14 protein-coding genes are annotated in these 15,162 nt (G+C 70.1%); 2 read left to right on the top strand and 12 right to left on the bottom strand.

From position 1 onward, the window contains the following. Positions 1-255: 255 nt before the first annotated feature. Entirely contained in the window at positions 256-1,518 is a 1,263-nt protein-coding gene (tyrS, locus tag D9V41_RS11970; protein ID WP_424922800.1) for a tyrosine--tRNA ligase, read from the bottom strand. A gap of 32 nt (positions 1,519-1,550) precedes the next feature. After that, the gene (locus tag D9V41_RS11965; protein ID WP_121794801.1) at positions 1,551-1,931 is read right to left on the bottom strand and encodes a universal stress protein; all 381 of its coding nucleotides are present in this window, start codon (positions 1,929-1,931) and stop codon (positions 1,551-1,553) included. Positions 1,932-1,993: 62 nt separating this feature from the next. Between D9V41_RS11965 and D9V41_RS11960 the strand changes: the two genes are divergently transcribed. After that, a complete protein-coding gene (locus D9V41_RS11960; protein WP_121794800.1) occupies positions 1,994-2,641 on the top strand; it encodes a DsbA family oxidoreductase in 648 nt (215 codons plus the stop codon). Positions 2,642-2,711: 70 nt separating this feature from the next. On the opposite strand, the gene D9V41_RS11955 is transcribed toward D9V41_RS11960, so the two are convergent. The 9 genes from D9V41_RS11955 to argG are packed head-to-tail and all read right to left on the bottom strand — an operon-like array spanning position 2,712 to position 11,968. Beyond that, entirely contained in the window at positions 2,712-3,287 is a 576-nt protein-coding gene (locus D9V41_RS11955) for a DNA-3-methyladenine glycosylase (protein WP_121794799.1), read from the bottom strand. Positions 3,288-3,312: 25 nt separating this feature from the next. Continuing rightward, positions 3,313-4,713: an argininosuccinate lyase gene (argH, locus tag D9V41_RS11950; protein WP_121794798.1), complete on the bottom strand. Its 1,401-nt coding sequence runs from the start codon at positions 4,711-4,713 to the stop codon at positions 3,313-3,315. A 32-nt stretch (positions 4,714-4,745) separates the two neighbouring features. Beyond that, complete coding sequence (locus D9V41_RS11945) at positions 4,746-5,249, bottom strand: arginine repressor (protein WP_121794797.1); 504 nt, start codon at positions 5,247-5,249, stop codon at positions 4,746-4,748. Between the two features lies 1 nt (position 5,250). Further along, on the bottom strand, positions 5,251-6,192 hold the full coding sequence (gene argF / locus D9V41_RS11940) for an ornithine carbamoyltransferase (RefSeq protein WP_121794796.1): 942 nt from the start codon (positions 6,190-6,192) through the stop codon (positions 5,251-5,253). Continuing rightward, entirely contained in the window at positions 6,189-7,343 is a 1,155-nt protein-coding gene (locus D9V41_RS11935; RefSeq protein ID WP_121794813.1) for an acetylornithine transaminase, read from the bottom strand. The genes argF and D9V41_RS11935 overlap by 4 nt, the downstream gene beginning before the upstream one ends. 47 nt (positions 7,344-7,390) lie before the next feature. Further along, on the bottom strand, positions 7,391-8,371 hold the full coding sequence (gene argB, locus D9V41_RS11930; protein WP_121794795.1) for an acetylglutamate kinase: 981 nt from the start codon (positions 8,369-8,371) through the stop codon (positions 7,391-7,393). Then, positions 8,368-9,519: a bifunctional glutamate N-acetyltransferase/amino-acid acetyltransferase ArgJ gene (argJ, locus tag D9V41_RS11925; RefSeq protein ID WP_121794794.1), complete on the bottom strand. Its 1,152-nt coding sequence runs from the start codon at positions 9,517-9,519 to the stop codon at positions 8,368-8,370. The genes argB and argJ overlap by 4 nt, the downstream gene beginning before the upstream one ends. After that, entirely contained in the window at positions 9,516-10,541 is a 1,026-nt protein-coding gene (argC, locus tag D9V41_RS11920; RefSeq protein ID WP_121794793.1) for an N-acetyl-gamma-glutamyl-phosphate reductase, read from the bottom strand. Before argC ends, argJ begins: the two co-directional genes overlap by 4 nt. Continuing rightward, positions 10,541-11,968 carry an argininosuccinate synthase gene (argG, locus tag D9V41_RS11915; RefSeq protein ID WP_121794792.1) on the bottom strand — a complete coding sequence of 476 codons (1,428 nt, stop codon included), beginning with the start codon at positions 11,966-11,968 and terminating at the stop codon, positions 10,541-10,543. Before argG ends, argC begins: the two co-directional genes overlap by 1 nt. A 62-nt stretch (positions 11,969-12,030) precedes the next feature. On the opposite strand from argG, the gene D9V41_RS11910 reads away from it, so the two are divergent. Next, the gene (locus D9V41_RS11910; RefSeq protein ID WP_121794791.1) at positions 12,031-12,474 is read left to right on the top strand and encodes a LemA family protein; all 444 of its coding nucleotides are present in this window, start codon (positions 12,031-12,033) and stop codon (positions 12,472-12,474) included. A gap of 187 nt (positions 12,475-12,661) precedes the next feature. Here D9V41_RS11910 and pheT read toward each other — a convergent pair whose 3' ends face one another. Beyond that, complete coding sequence (gene pheT, locus D9V41_RS11905) at positions 12,662-15,160, bottom strand: phenylalanine--tRNA ligase subunit beta (protein WP_121794790.1); 2,499 nt, start codon at positions 15,158-15,160, stop codon at positions 12,662-12,664. Positions 15,161-15,162 lie beyond the last annotated feature (2 nt).

Here is a 15,162-nt window from a genome sequence, read left to right as displayed (position 1 = left end):
ACCCCCAGCCAAGCAGGACCAAACCCGCCCAACCAGACAGCCCCACCCCCCGTTTTCAGCGGCCAGTCTCCAGCAACACGCCAGCATTAACCGTTTCGGTAGAGGTGGCTCCCGAGGCCGAGCGCCCCGCCTTCCGGCCTTGCGCTCCGTCACCCTCAGCAACAAGAACTACATTAGCCACCCACTCCTGACGGGGTCAAACCGGGGTCGCGGTGTCCTGCGTCACACGCTGGAAATGCAGCGTTTTCCGGGTGTTCACACGAGCTGGACCCCGGATACGGACCGCTTGCCCTTGCGCAGCACGACCCAGCGTCCGTGGAGGGCCGCCGTGGCATCGAGTGCGAGCTCGGGATCCTCGGCGCGTTCGTTGTTGACGTAGGCGCCGCCCTCAACGACGGCACGGCGTCCGGCGGACTTCGAATCGACCAGCCCGGACGCCACGAGGGCGTCGACGAGGCTGGTGCCCTTGGGCACCTCCCCTGCGCCGGCCTCGGTGAGCGCCGCGGCGAGCGTCGTCTCCGGCAGTTCGCGCAACTCCCCCCGTCCGAACAACGCCGACGACGCCAGCTCCGCAGCGTCCGCTTCGGCGTGCCCGTGCACGAGCGTCGTGACCTCACGCGCCAGCCGCCGCTGTGCGGCGCGCAGTCCCGGCTTGGTCTGGTGCTCGGCCTCGATCGCCGCGATCTCGTCGACGTCGAGGAAGGTCAGCAACCGCAGGTACTCCGCTACCTTCGCGTCCTCGGCTTGAATCCAGAACTGGTAGAAGGCGTACGGGCTCGTCAGCGTCGCATCGAGCCAGACCGCTCCGCCCTCGGTCTTGCCGAACTTCGTGCCGTCAGCCTTGGTGATGAGCGGTGTGACGAGGCCGTTGACGCGGCGGCCGTCGGCGCGACGGACGAGTTCGACGCCGGCGGACACGTTGCCCCACTGGTCTCCGCCACCCATCTGCAGCCGGCAGTCGTACCGGCGCGACAACTCGAGGTAGTCCATCGACTGCAGGAGGACGTAGCTGAACTCGGTGTAGCTGATGCCCGACTCCAGCCGGCTCGCTACGACGTCGCGGGCCAGCATCCGGTTGACCGGGAAGTGCTTGCCGATGTCGCGCAGGAAGTCGATGACGTTGACGTCGCGCGTCCAATCGAGATTGTTGACCAACTGCGCGCCGTTGGGTCCTTCGACGTCGAGGAACGGCGAGGCCTGGTTGGCGATCGACTCGACCCATCCGGCGACCGTGTCCTTCGTGTTCATCGACCGCTCGCCGCTCTGCTTCGGGTCGCCGATGAGCCCCGTCGCGCCACCGACGAGCAGCAGCGGCCGGTGGCCGGCGAGCTGCAGACGGCGCATCGTCAGCAGCTGCAGCAGGTGGCCGATGTGCAGACTGGGCGCCGTGGGGTCGAAGCCCGTGTAATACGTCAGCGAGCCCTCCGACAGGTCGGCGCGCAGAGCGTCGAGGTCGGTCGACTGTCCGATGAGACCACGTGCGACGAGGTCGTCGAGAACATGCTGGGTCACGGGGATTCCTTTCGTTTCGCCGCGACCGAGCCTAGTCGTCAGGGTTTGACGGCGATGACCGGCATCGGAGCGTCCAGCAGGATCATCTGCGTCACGCGGCCCATGAGCATCTTGCCGACGGGCGTGCGCTTGCGCACTCCGATCACGAGCCGTTCGGCGCCGGCCTTGGTCGCCTCCTCGATCACGACGTCGGCGACGTCGAGCGACGCTGCGCGTCGCACCTCGTACGGCAGGTCCTCGAGGTCGAAGCGCTCGGTGAACTCCGAGAGGTCGATCTCGTGCGGTTCTTCGAACTCCGGGTCGATCTCGTCGACGGTGATGATGACGAGCTTCTGCCCCGTGCCCTGCGCCTCCGCGGCGGCCCAGCGGAGCGCACCCTTGCCGTAGTCGTCGGGACGGTAGGCCACAGCGATCGTCATGCTTCGAGGTTACCGGGGATCGGCGATGGAATAGCGGTGAGGCTGATCGCGTTCTCACCAGCGTGAGTGCTCCGATCAAGGTCGACATCTGGTCCGACATCGCGTGCCCCTGGTGCTTCATCGGGAAGCGGCGGTTCGAGAAGGCGGTGGCGGACTTCGACGGCGACGTCGAGGTCGAGTTCCACAGCTTCGAACTCGCTCCCGACACGCCGGTGGACTTCTCCGGCTCCGAGGTCGACTTCCTCGCGACGCACAAGGGCATGCCCGAAACCCAGGTGCGGCAGATGCTCGACCAGATGACCCAGCTGGCGGCGACCGAAGGTCTGGAGTACGACTTCGACGCGCTCCAGCACACGAACACGTTGCTCGCGCACCAGGCCCTGCATCACGCCAAGCAGCACGGCCTGCAGCACGAGCTCAAGGAGCGCCTCCTCTCGGCCTACTTCGAGCAGGGCCGGCACGTGGGACGCGTCGACGACCTCGTCGAGCTCGGTTCCGAGGTCGGACTCGATCCCGAGGGCATGCGCGACGCGCTCGAGTCCGGAAGGTACCGCGACGCGGTGCAGGCGGACATCGCCCAGGCACGCGAGTACGGCATCAGTGGCGTCCCGTTCTTCGTCGTGGAGGGCAAGTGGGGCGTGTCCGGGGCGCAGGACCCGCAGATCTTCACCCAGGTGCTCGAGCGCGCCGCGAGCGAGGGAGCCGTCTGATGACCGGCCCGTTCGAACTCGTGGGTGACGACGCGGGGATGTGCGCCGACGGCATCTGCGCCCTGCCCGATCAGCCGGCGGAGACCTCCGACGACGACTCCGCCCTGGGGTGACGGCGGTATGCCGACACCGTCGGATCGCCCGTGACCCACAAACGCCAGGGACGGTCGGCCGCACGTCGAACGCCCACGCGCGGCCCGGCGCTCACCGGCGGCTGATTCGCCGGCTCGGGCCCCAGCACGACCGCCGGACCCACCCGGACGTCCGTGCCGAGGTCGGCCGTCGTGATGCCGAGGACGCGCGCGAGATTGCCCGGGCCCCGGCCGAGAGCGTCGGAACGGACCTGGCCACGCCGTTCGTGGGCGAGATCGTGTCCGTCGACGACCTCACCGGCGCGCAACAGCACCGCAGCCGCCTGCTCGGTGGGCCCGGTGACGATGTTGGCGCAGTGGTGACCGTGAATGCGGTACACGTACAGCCGCCACGACGGTCCGTACATGATCTCCGAGCGCGGTGTGCGGGTGAAGGCGTGCGAGGCCGGATCGGTGACGCCGCCGTACGCCTCGACCTCCGTGATGCGCACGGTGACGCCGTGCGCCGTCAGCTCGCGTCCGAGCAGACTCCTCGCGCGTTCTAGGACCGACACGGAGCCACGGTAGCGGTCGCCACCCTCAGTGCAGACGGGTGCGGATCTCCTTGAGCTGGTCGTGGACCCGGGCCGGCGCCGTGCCGCCGCGGGCGTCGCGCGAGGCGAGCGACCCTTCCACGGAGAGGACGTCCCGGACCGCCGGCGAGAGACGCGGTGAGATCTGCGCGAAGTCCTCGTCCGTGAGATCCCACAGCTCGACGCCGCGCTGCTCGCAGACCTGCACGCACGCACCGGAGATCTCGTGCGCCTCGCGGAACGGCACCCCTTGACGCACGAGCCACTCGGCGATGTCGGTCGCGAGGGCGAAGCCCTGAGGGGCGAGTGCGGCGAGGCGGGCGGTATCGAAGGTCAGCGTGGCGACCATGCCGGTGAACGCCGGCAGCAGAACCTCCAGCGTGTCGATGGAGTCGAAGACCGGCTCCTTGTCCTCCTGGAGGTCGCGGTTGTAGGCCAACGGCAGTGCCTTGAGGGTCGTCAAGAGACCGGTCAGGTTGCCGACGAGCCGGCCGGACTTGCCGCGGGCGAGCTCGGCGATGTCGGGGTTCTTCTTCTGCGGCATGATGCTCGACCCCGTGGAGTAGCCGTCGTGCAGCGTGACGAAGCCGAACTCCTTGGTGTTCCAGATGATGATCTCCTCGGCCAGCCGGGAGACGTCGATGCCGATCTGTGCGGTCACGAAGGCGAACTCTGCGACGAAATCGCGCGAGGCCGTGCCGTCGATCGAGTTCGGGGTGGAGCCGGTGAAGCCGAGGTCGGCTGCGACCGCCTCCGGGTCGAGACCGAGCGACGAACCGGCCAGCGCACCACTGCCGTAGGGCGACTCGGCCGCGACGCGAGCGTCCCACTGGGCGAGGCGGTCCAAGTCGCGCACGAGCGGCCACGCATGCGCGAGCAGGTGGTGCGACAGGAGCACGGGCTGCGCGTGCTGCAGGTGGGTGCGGCCCGGCATCGGAACGCCGAGGTGGTGCTCGGCCTGCGACGTGATGGCCAGCGCCAGTTCGCGAACGAGCTGGGCGATCTGCCGTCCATGATCACGCAGATAGGCGCGGAACAGCGTGGCCACCTGGTCGTTGCGCGAGCGTCCGGCTCGAAGGCGCCCGCCGAGTTCGGCTCCGGCGCGCTCCATCAGCCCCCGTTCGAGCGCGGTGTGCACGTCCTCGTCGTCCGGCTCGGGGAGGAACTCCCCCGACCGGACGTCGGCGTCGAGCTGGTCGATCGCGGCCAGCATCGCGTCCAGGTCCGCCTCGGAGAGCAGGCCGGCGCGATGCAAGACCCGGGCGTGCGCCCGCGACCCCGCGAGGTCGTACGGCGCCAGCCGCCAGTCGAAGTGCGTCGAGCGCGACAGCTCGGTCAACTCCGACGAAGGGCCGGACGCGAACCGCCCGCCCCACAGGCGGCTGGACTCCTGGGTCTCTTCGGACACGACTTTCCTCTCGTCGATGCTCGGCAGGCCGCTCAGGCGGGCTGTCCGGCGAGCTGGGTGAAGTACTCGGCGACCGCCGGGCCGCCGTCGGGATCGCGACAGATCAGCAGCACGGTGTCGTCGCCCGCGATCGTACCGAGGGTGCCGACCGACCCCGCATGGTCGATCGCCGAGGCGAGGAACTGGGCCGCGCCCGGTGGCGTCCGCAGGACGACCAGGTTCGCGGTGGCGTCGGCGGTGACCATCAGCTCGCGCACGAGCCGCTGCAGACGGGCTACCGCGGCAGCGCCTTCGCCCGCCCGTGGGGTCGGATCGCCGCCTTCGGCCGGCACGGCGTAGACGAGCGTCCCGTCGGCTTGCCGGACCCGGACGGCACCGAGCTCGTCGAGGTCGCGCGACACGGTAGAGACCGTGGCGGTGACGCCCCGTTCGGCCAACAGTGCGAGCAGATCGCTTTGCGACCGCACGTTGTGGCGGGTCAGCACATCCACGATCAACTGCTGACGCGCGGCCTTGGTGGCGGGGATGCGCGTCATGTCAGCGCTCCGGCTGGTCGGGCTGCGAGAGCAGCCACGCGAGCACCGCCTTCTGCGCGTGCAGCCGATTCTCCGCCTCGTCCCACACCACACTCTGCGGGCCGTCGAGGACCTCGGCGGCGATCTCGAGTCCGCGGTAGGCAGGAAGGCAGTGCAGCACGATGGCGTCGGGAGCCGCCTGGGCGAGCCGCTCGGGCGTGACGGCGTAGTCGCCGAAGATCGCGATCCGCTCGGCCTTCTCGTCCTCCTGGCCCATCGAGACCCAGGAGTCGGTCATGACGACGTCCGCTCCCGCCACCGCGGCCTGCGGATCATCGGTCACCAGGATCGAGCCGCCGGTCTGTTCGGCGATGCGTTCGGCGTCGGCGACGATCGTCACGTCCGGCTGGTAACCGAACGGCGCACCGACGCGCACGTGCATCCCCGCCGTCGCACCGCCGAGCAGGTACGAGTGGCCCATGTTGTTGGCCCCGTCCCCGACGTACGCGACGGTCAAGCCGGCGAGCCGACCCTTGTGCTCGAGCACCGTCAACCAGTCGGCGAGGATCTGGCACGGGTGGAAATCGTCACTCAGCGCATTGACGACCGGAACACCGGCGTGCTCCGCCATCTCCTCGAGCCCGGACTGGGCGTACGTGCGCCAGACGATCGCGCTCACCATCCGACCGAAGACGCGGGCGGTGTCGGCGATCGACTCGCCCCGGCCGATCTGCGTGTCGCCGGCGTCGAGCACGAGCGACTGACCGCCGAGATCGGCGATGCCGACCGCGAACGACACGCGCGTGCGGGTCGACGACTTGTCGAAGAGCACCGCGACCGTCTGCGGACCCTCGAGCGGACGGTGCGCGTACGGGTTCGCCTTCATCTCCAGGGCGAGCTGGAGCACCGCGGCCTGCTCCGAGGGGCTGAGGTCGTCGTCGCGGAGGAAGTGCCGGATGGTCATGCTTCGCGCACCTCCGCAAGGACCGACCGCAGCGTCGCGATCGCGTCACGCGCCTGATCGGGGGTCAGCACGAACGGCGGCGCGAGACGCAGCCGATCGGCGGTCGGTGCGTTCACGATGAGCCCGGCGTCCAACGCCGCGTGCATCACCGCTGCCGCGATCGGCTGGTCCAGCACCACGCCGAGGAGCAGCCCACGTCCCGTGATCTCGACGACGCCCGGTGCGTCGCCGAGCCCGGTCCGGAACATCTGCTCGAGGTCCGATACCGCCGCCAGCAGCCCCTCGCCCTCGATCGTGTCGATGACGGCGAGGGCGGCCCGCGTGGACACCGGATTTCCGCCGAAGGTCGTCCCGTGGTTGCCCGGTCCGAGCAACGCTCCGGCGTCGCCCAGTCCGATGCACGCGCCGATCGGCATGCCGCCGCCCAGGCCCTTGGCCAGAGTCACCAGGTCGGGGGTCACCCCCGATGACGTGTGAGCGAACCAGTCGCCCGTGCGCCCCATACCGGTCTGCACCTCGTCGATCCACAGCAGCGCGCCGTGGCGCGACGTGATCTCACGCGCCGCGGACAGATAGTCGGCTGGCGGCACCACCACGCCCGCTTCGCCCTGGATCGGCTCGAGCACCACCGCGGCGACGCTGTCGTCGACCGCGGCAGCGAGCGCGGCCTCGTCGCCGTACGGCACCCAGGTGACGTCGCCCGGCAACGGCTCGAAGGGCGTCCGGTACGCCTCCTTCGAGGTCAGCGCGAGAGCGCCCATGGTGCGGCCGTGGAAACTACCCTCGGCGACGACCAGCCGCGTACGTCCGGTCCGCCGGGTCGCCTTGAGCGCCGCCTCGTTCGCCTCGGTGCCGGAGTTGGCGAAGAACACCCGGCCGGGCGATGCGAGCAGTTCCAGCAGGCGCTCCGCGAGCTCGACCTGCGGAATCGACGTGAAGAAGTTGCTGATGTGCCCCAGCGCGCTCAGCTGCTCGCTGACCGCCGTGACCAGCGCGGGATGCGCGTGGCCGAGCGCGTTGACCGCGATGCCTGCCAGGAGGTCGATGTAGCGGTTGCCGTCGGCGTCCCACACGAGCGCGCCCTCGCCGTGGACGAGGACACGCTGGGGGTCGCCGAAGGTGTTCATGAGCGAGCCGCGGTATCGGTCCATCCACTCGGGACCGCCGGGGCGTGGTTCACGACCGTGGATCGGGGCGTTCACGACTTCTCCTTCGAGCTGCTGGTGGAGTACAGGGCGGTGCGGATGCGGGTCTCTACGCCCGGCAGGACCTGCGTGCCGACGCCTTCGTCGGTGAACAGCTCGAGCAGGACGGCATGGGGCTCTCGTCCGTCGATGACGGTCGCCCGCTGCACCCCGCCCCGCAGGGCGTTGAGGCACGCGCTCATCTTCGGGATCATGCCGCTCGCGAGCGTCGGCAGCAGCTCCTCGAGCGCCTCGGGACCGATTTCGCCGATGACATCGCTGCTGTTCGGCCAGTCGGCGTACAGCCCCTCGACGTCGGTGAGCACCAGCAGCTTCTCGGCCTTGAGCGCCACGGCGAGGGCGGACGCGGCGGTGTCGGCGTTGACGTTGTGCACCTGCCCGTCGGCATCGGGCGCGACCGTCGAGACCACCGGGATGCGGCCGGCCTCGATGAGGTCGAGCACCGGTTCGGGCCGCACGCCGGTCACCTCGCCGACGAGGCCGACGTCGACCGGCTCGCCGTCCACGAGGGGCATCGTGCGCGTCGCGGTGAACAGCCCGCCGTCCTCACCGGACATTCCCACGGCGAGGTCGCCGTGCTGGTTGAGCAGCCCGACGAGTTCGCGGCCCACCTGACCGGTCAGCACCATCCGCACGACGTCCATCGCCTCGGGAGTCGTGACCCGCAGACCGCCGCGGAACTCCGACTCGATGCCGAGCCGGTCGAGCATCGCGTTGATCTGCGGCCCGCCGCCGTGCACGACGACCGGCTTGAAGCCGGCCAGCCGCAGGAAGACGACGTCCTCGGCGAACGCCTGCTTGAGCTTGTCGTCGGTCATGGCGTTGCCGCCGTACTTCACGACGATGATCTTGCCGTGGTACTTCTTCAACCACGGCAGGGCGCCGGCGAGCGTCGCCGCCTTGTCCGTGGCCTCGCGCCACGAGGTTTCGTCCCAGATCTCGTCGGGATCGCTTGCATCGATGTGGTCTGTCATGTCGAGTAGGCCGAATTCTCGTGAACGTAGGCGTGGGTGAGGTCGTTGGTCCAGACGGTCGCCGCGGCGTCGCCGGACTTGAGGTCGATCGTGACGGTGACGTGGCGCGGCGTGAGGTCGACGAGATCGATCGACTCCCCCACTCCGCTGTCGCGGCACACCCAGACGCCGTTGACCGCGACGTCCAGGTCGGCCGGGTCGAAGACCGCGTCCGAGGTGCCGACCGAGGCCAGGATGCGGCCCCAGTTCGGGTCCTTGCCGAAGATCGCCGTCTTGAAGAGGTTGCTGCGGGCCACTTCGCGCCCGACCGACAACGCATCGGTCTCGCTCGCGGCGTTGATCGTCTCGATCGCGATCTCGTGGTCCGCGCCCTCGGCGTCGGCCAGCAGTTGCAGGGCGAGATCGTGGCACACCTCGGTGAGGACCGTGGTGAACTCCTCGACGTCGGGAGTCGCCCCGGACGCGCCGGACGCCATCAGCAGCACCGTGTCGTTGGTGGACTGGCAGCCGTCGGAGTCGAGCCGGTCGAACGTGCGGGCGGTGGCGCGGCGCAGCGCGGCGTCGAGGTCCGCGGACGGAAGGTCGGCGTCGGTCGTGATGACGACGAGCATCGTGGCCAGCGCGGGTGCGAGCATGCCCGCGCCCTTCGCCATGCCGCCGATGGTCCATCCGCCGACCGACCGCGCGGCCTGCTTGCTGACCGTGTCGGTGGTCATGATCGCCGTCGCGGCGTCGCTCCCGCCCTCGGCCGACAACGCGGCCGCCGCCGCCTCGACACCGGGAAGCAGCTTGTCCTCGTCCAGCAACCGTCCGATGAGACCGGTGCTGCAGACCTGCACGTCGACGGCGCCGATGCCGAGTCGCTCCGCGGCCAGCTCCGCGGTGCGGTGCGTGGTGGCGAACCCGTCGGCGCCCGTGTAGCAGTTGGCGCCGCCGGAGTTCAGGACGACGGCCCGCGCCGTGCCGCCCTTGATCGCCTCGCGGCTCCAGATCACCGGGTTGGCCTGGCAGCGATTCGACGTGAAGACGGCCGCGGCCGCGTCCGACGGCCCGTCGTTGACCACGAGGGCCACGTCGGGCTTGCCGCTGTCCTTGAGCCCCGCGGTGACTCCCGCGGCGCGGAACCCCTGAGCTGCGGTGACACTCATGGCGCTACTCCGATCGTCGTCAGGCCGGTCGTCTCGGGAAGACCGAGCGCGAGGTTCATGGACTGGATGGCGCCGCCCGCCGTGCCCTTCGCGAGGTTGTCCATCGCGCCGATGGCGACGACTCGGCCGGCACGCTCGTCGAGCGTGGCCTGCACGTGAACGGTGTTCGCGCCGACCGTGCCCTGCGTCTGCGGCCACTGGCCCTCCGGCAGCAGATGGACGAACGGCTCGTCGGCATAGGCCTCGACGTAGGCGCCGCGCACGTCCGCCGCCGTCACGCCCGCCCCGGCCGGGGCGGAGACAACGGCCAGGATGCCGCGCGACATCGGCACCAGCACCGGGGTGAAGCTCACCACCGGCCGCTCGGCACCGGCGGCGCGCAGGTTCTGCTCGATCTCCGGCGTGTGGCGGTGTGTGCCGCCGACGCCGTAGGCGCTGGCCTGGCCGAGCACCTCCGAGCCGAGGAAGGTCGTGGCGAGCTTCTTGCCCGCTCCCGAGGGCGCCGTCGGCGCCACGATGGTGAGCGCCGAATCGTCGACGAGCGGGAGCGCGGGCATGATCGCCAGCGTGGAGACGGTCGGAAAGCATCCGGGGCCGGCGATGCGGCGCGTACCCGCCAGTCGTTCGCGTTGCCCAGGCAGCTCCGGCAGGCCGTAGGGCCATGTACCGGCGTGGTCGCCGCCGTAGAAGCGCGACCAGTCGTCGGAGCTCTGCAGCCGGAAATCCGCACCGCAGTCGATCACGAGCACGTCGTCGCCCAGTTCGGCAGCGACGGGTGCCGACGTGCCGTGCGGCAGAGCGAGGAACACGACGTCGTGGCCCGCCAGGTTATCGGTCGTCGTGGCCAGCACCTCGCGGTCGGCCAGAGGGACCAGATGCGCGTGGTGCTCGCCCAGTCGGGAGCCGGCGCTCGATCCCGCGGTGAGCGCGCCGATCTCCACCTCCGGGTGGGCCAGCAGCATGCGGAGCAGTTCGCCACCGACGTACCCGGTGGCGCCGGTGACAGCGACGGAGATGGGCATCAGTCGGTCCCGAATTCCATCGCGGCCGCATCGAGGGCCTGCTCGTCGGCTTCGACCGCCGGGTTCGCCTCGATCTGCTCGGCGCCGCCGGCCGGCAAGGTCCCGAACAACGTGCCGTTCTCGACGAGCACCTGGCCCTGATCGAGCGGCTGCGCTGCGTACATCTCGAGCTTGGCGCGCGAGTCGGCGATGTCGAGGTTGCGCATCGTGAGCTGACCGATGCGGTCGGCCGGGCCGAAGACGGCGTTGTCGGTGCGCTCCATCGAGAGCTTCTCGGGATGATAGGAGAACGCCGGTCCCTGGGTGTCGAGGATCGTGTAGTCCTCGCCGCGCCGCAGTCGCAGCGTGACGTCGCCACTCACCACCGACGCGATCCAGCGCTGGATCGACTCGCGCAACATCATCGCCTGCGGGTCGAGCCACCGCCCCTCGTACATGAGGCGGCCCAGTCGGCGGCCGTGCTGATGGTAGTTGGCGATCGTGTCTTCGTTGTGGATCGCATTGACGAGCCGCTCGTAGGCGATCCACAGCAGCGCCATGCCGGGCGCCTCGTAGATCCCCCGGCTCTTGGCCTCGATGATGCGGTTCTCGATCTGATCGGACATGCCCAGGCCGTGCCGGCCGCCGATCGTGTTCGCCTGATGCACCAGTGCGACCGGGTCGTCGTACCGCGTGCCGTTGATCGCGACGGGCAGCCCCGCCTCGAACGAGATCGTGACGTCCTCGCTGTCGATGTCGACCGACGGGTCCCAGAACTTGACGCCCATGATGGGCTCGACCGTCTCGAGCGAGACGTCGAGATGCTCGAGTGTCTTCGCCTCGTGCGTGGCGCCCCAGATGTTGGCGTCGGTGGAGTAGGCCTTCTCCGTGCTGTCGCGATACGGCAGGTCGTGCGCGACGAGCCACTCGCTCATCTCCTTGCGCCCGCCCAACTCGCTGACGAAGGCCGCGTCCAACCAGGGCTTGTAGATGCGCAAGTGCGGGTTCGCGAGCAGCCCGTAACGGTAGAACCGCTCGATGTCGTTGCCCTTGAAGGTCGAGCCGTCCCCCCAGATGTTGACGTCGTCCTCGTGCATCGCCCGCACCAGCAAGGTGCCGGTCACTGCCCGGCCCAGCGGCGTCGTGTTGAAGTACGTCCGTCCCGCGCTCGTGATGTGGAACGCGCCGCACGAGAGCGCGGCCAGACCCTCGTCGACGAGCGGCCGCTTGCAGTCGAGAAGCCGCGCGATCTCGGCCCCGTACTCGAGCGCGCGCCCGGGCACCGAGTCGATGTCGGGCTCGTCGTACTGGCCGATGTCGGCCGTGTACGTGCAGGGAACCGCTCCCTTGTCGCGCATCCAGGCGACGGCGACGGAGGTGTCGAGGCCGCCGGAGAACGCGATGCCGACGCGTTCGCCGACCGGCAGGTCAGTCAGGACTTTGGACATAACTGCAATTATTGCATGAGTCTGCAAATGCTTGCACCGCGGGGTGCTGCCACACTCAGGATATGGAATTCCTCGTGGCCGCGCTGGCCCTCGCACTAGCGTTCGTTCTGCTCGTCGCGACCTCGCTGCGCCGCCGGTCGCGCCGCCGGCTCGCGATCCGCGAGGGCGCGACCGAGCTGCGAGCCGCGCTCGAACGTGCGGCGGCCCCCGTGCCGGAGTTGCTGGACGCGATCGGTGAGTACGCCTCCTGGGAACGGGCGGTCTTCGCCGAGGCGCGGGCCGCTGCGGACCAGGCCGCTGCGGCCGATTCGGCGACGGAGTGCGTCGCCGCCTACGACCGTTTCGTGATGGCGACGAACGACCTGTTCGCGATCGTGGAGGTGTACCCCGATCTCAGCGCCGACGAGGACACCGCCGGTCGCCTCCAGGAACTCGAGCGAGCGACCGAGCAGGCCGCGACGGCCCGCGCCCGACTCGCGCCGCTGCTGGCCGGGCGCGCCGGCTAGGCGCGCCCGTCGATCGACCGCCCCGCTGGCGACGGTGCGACATCAACCTCACCCAGCCAGTAGCGGTGCGACATCAACCTCACGCCATCGGTGACGGTGCACCATCAACGCTTCAGCGCGCCCAATACGTTGCCCACGCACCGCCCACGCGCTCGATACGTTGCCCACGCACCGCCCAGGGCGTGGGTCAGCGCAAGGTGGCGCCGAACCGCGACGCGGTCTCCACTGCGGCGGCACGGGCCTCGGTGATCTCCGCGTCCGTCAGGGTGTGATCGGCGGCGCGGAGCCGGACGTTGAAGGCCAACGACTTCTTGCCCGTCGGAACCTGGTCGCCCGCATAGATGTCGAACAGCCGCACGGATTCCACGAGCGGTCCCGAGCCGGCCAGGGCGTCCTGGAGGTCGCCGGCGCGCACCGACTGGTCGACGACGAACGCGAGGTCCTCCTTGGCCACCGGGTACGCGGAGAAGACCGGACGCGGACCGAGGTCGGGAGCGGCACCGATGAGCGCATCGAGGTTCACCTCACCGGCGACCCCGCGCGCCGGAAGGCCGTACGCCTCGAGCACCTTGGGATGCAATTCGCCGGCATGGCCGACCACCTCGCCGTCGAGCAGGAAGGCTGCGCACCGCCCCGGATGGAACGGTGCGAGCGCCACCGCCTCGACCGCGAGATCGACGTGGAGGGCCTCGGCGAGACGCGTGGCGACCGCGATGGCGTCGGCCCAGGTCGCGTCCCGGCCGGGACCGGCCCAGCCGCGCTTCTCGCGCTGACCGAGCATCGTCCATGCGGCCATGAGCGGCTGATCGGGCAACGCAGCGTCGAGCACCGCGAGCTCGTCGTCGGTGGGCCGGCGGTCCACGCCGTAGATCGGAGCATGCGGCGAGTCGTCTCGTATGCGGAAGACCCGCCCCATCTCGGTGAGCGCGACGTCGTCGTGTCCGCGCCCGACGTTGAGGCCGGCCGCCCGCAACAGCCCGGTCAGCAGCGTCGTGGTGAGGCCGGGCTCCTGGGCGGACAGCGGGTTCTCCAGCAGTACCTGGCGGCGCCGCTCGTCATCGGCGGGCAGCCCGAGCTTGTCGAAGTCCTCCTCACCGGCGAACGGGAAGGTCTTCACCTCGACGAGGCCGGCACCGGCGAGCGCGTAGCCGACGCGACGACGGAGCTCCTGGGCCCGGGTCAGGCCCCGGCCGCCGGGGGCCTGCGGGAGTACGGAGGGAACCTGGTCGTACCCCACGACCCGCAGCACCTCCTCGACGACGTCGTAGGGGTCGTTGAGGTCGAACCGCCATGACGGCGGGGTGACCACGAGCTGGTCCCCCTGCACCTGGACCTCGCAGTCGTTGCCGCGCAGCGCGGCGACCGAGACATCCACGTCGATCGAGGGAACGCCGGCGATGCGGCGGGGCAGGTCGACCGGGAGCGTGACGGCAGGACGTGCCCCGACCTCCCCGACGACCGTCAGACCCGGCTCGATGCGTCCGCCGCCATGCTCCACGAGGAGTTCGGCGACCCGCTGTGCGACACGGGCCTGCAGCGCCGGGTCGACCCCGCGCTCGAAGCGGCGGGCGGCCTCGGACGAGAGCTTGTGCCGGCGCGCGGCACGAGCGACGGTCGAGCGGTCGAAGTACGCCGCCTCGATGACGACGTCCGTCGTGGTGTCGTCGATCTCGACGTGGGCGGCGCCCATGATCCCGGCGAGGCCGACGGGGCCCTCGTCGTCGCAGATCAGCAGGTCGGCGGGATCCAGCTCGCGCTCGACGTCGTCGAGGGTCGTGAGCCGCTCCCCCGCCCGCGCGCGGCGCACGGTGATGGGGCCGCTCAGTTTGGCCGCGTCGTAGGCGTGGTTGGGCTGGCCGAGCTCGAGCATCACGTAGTTGCTGATGTCGACCGTCAGCGAGATCGAGCGCATGCCGGCCTGCACGAGCCGCCGCGCCATCCACTCGGGGGTGGGCCGGGTCGGGTCGATGCCGGTCACGCGGCGGGTGACGAAGACGGGGCAGGCCTGAGGGTCCTCGACGACGACCGGGTAGCCCTCGCCCTCGACGTCGGTGACCGCGATGTCCGCCGGGTCGCGGAAGGCCAGACCGAACGCGAGCGCGGCGTCGCGCCCCACCCCGCGAAGCGACCACGCGTACCCGCGGTCGGGGTTGACTTCGAGATCGAGCGTCTCGTCGTTGAGTCCCAACAAGGCGATCGCGTCGTCACCAGGTTCGGCGAGGCCGGGTTCGAGCACGAGGATCCCGCCCTGGTCGCCACCGGGCAAGCCCAACTCGGCGGTCGAGCAGATCATGCCGTCGGACACGTGTCCGTACGTCTTCCGGGCACTGATCTCGAAGCCCAGCGACGGCAGGAACGTGCCGGGCAGCGACACGACGACGAGGTCGCCGGGGCCGAAGTTGTGCGCGCCGCACACGATGCCACGGCCGGCGGGCACGTCGCCGGTGGCCGGGTCGTTGTGCTCGGGACCGACGTCCACCCGGCACCAGTTGATCGTCTTGCCGTTCTTCTGCGGCTCGGGGACGGCGGACAGGACCCGACCGACGACGAGGGGGCCGCTGAGCTGCCCGCCGGCGATCTCCTCGAGCTTGAGGTCGAAGGCGGTGAGCCGCGCGGCCAGCTCCTCGGTGGTGACCGAGTCAGGCAGGCCGACGAGCTCGCGCAGCCAGGGAACAGGGACCTTCATCT

It is taken from the genome of Aeromicrobium phragmitis, assembly GCF_003674095.1.
Taxonomy (GTDB): domain Bacteria; phylum Actinomycetota; class Actinomycetes; order Propionibacteriales; family Nocardioidaceae; genus Aeromicrobium; species Aeromicrobium phragmitis.
Note: the sequence above shows the minus strand (reverse complement) of the source record. Positions and strands in the feature narration are given on the sequence as shown.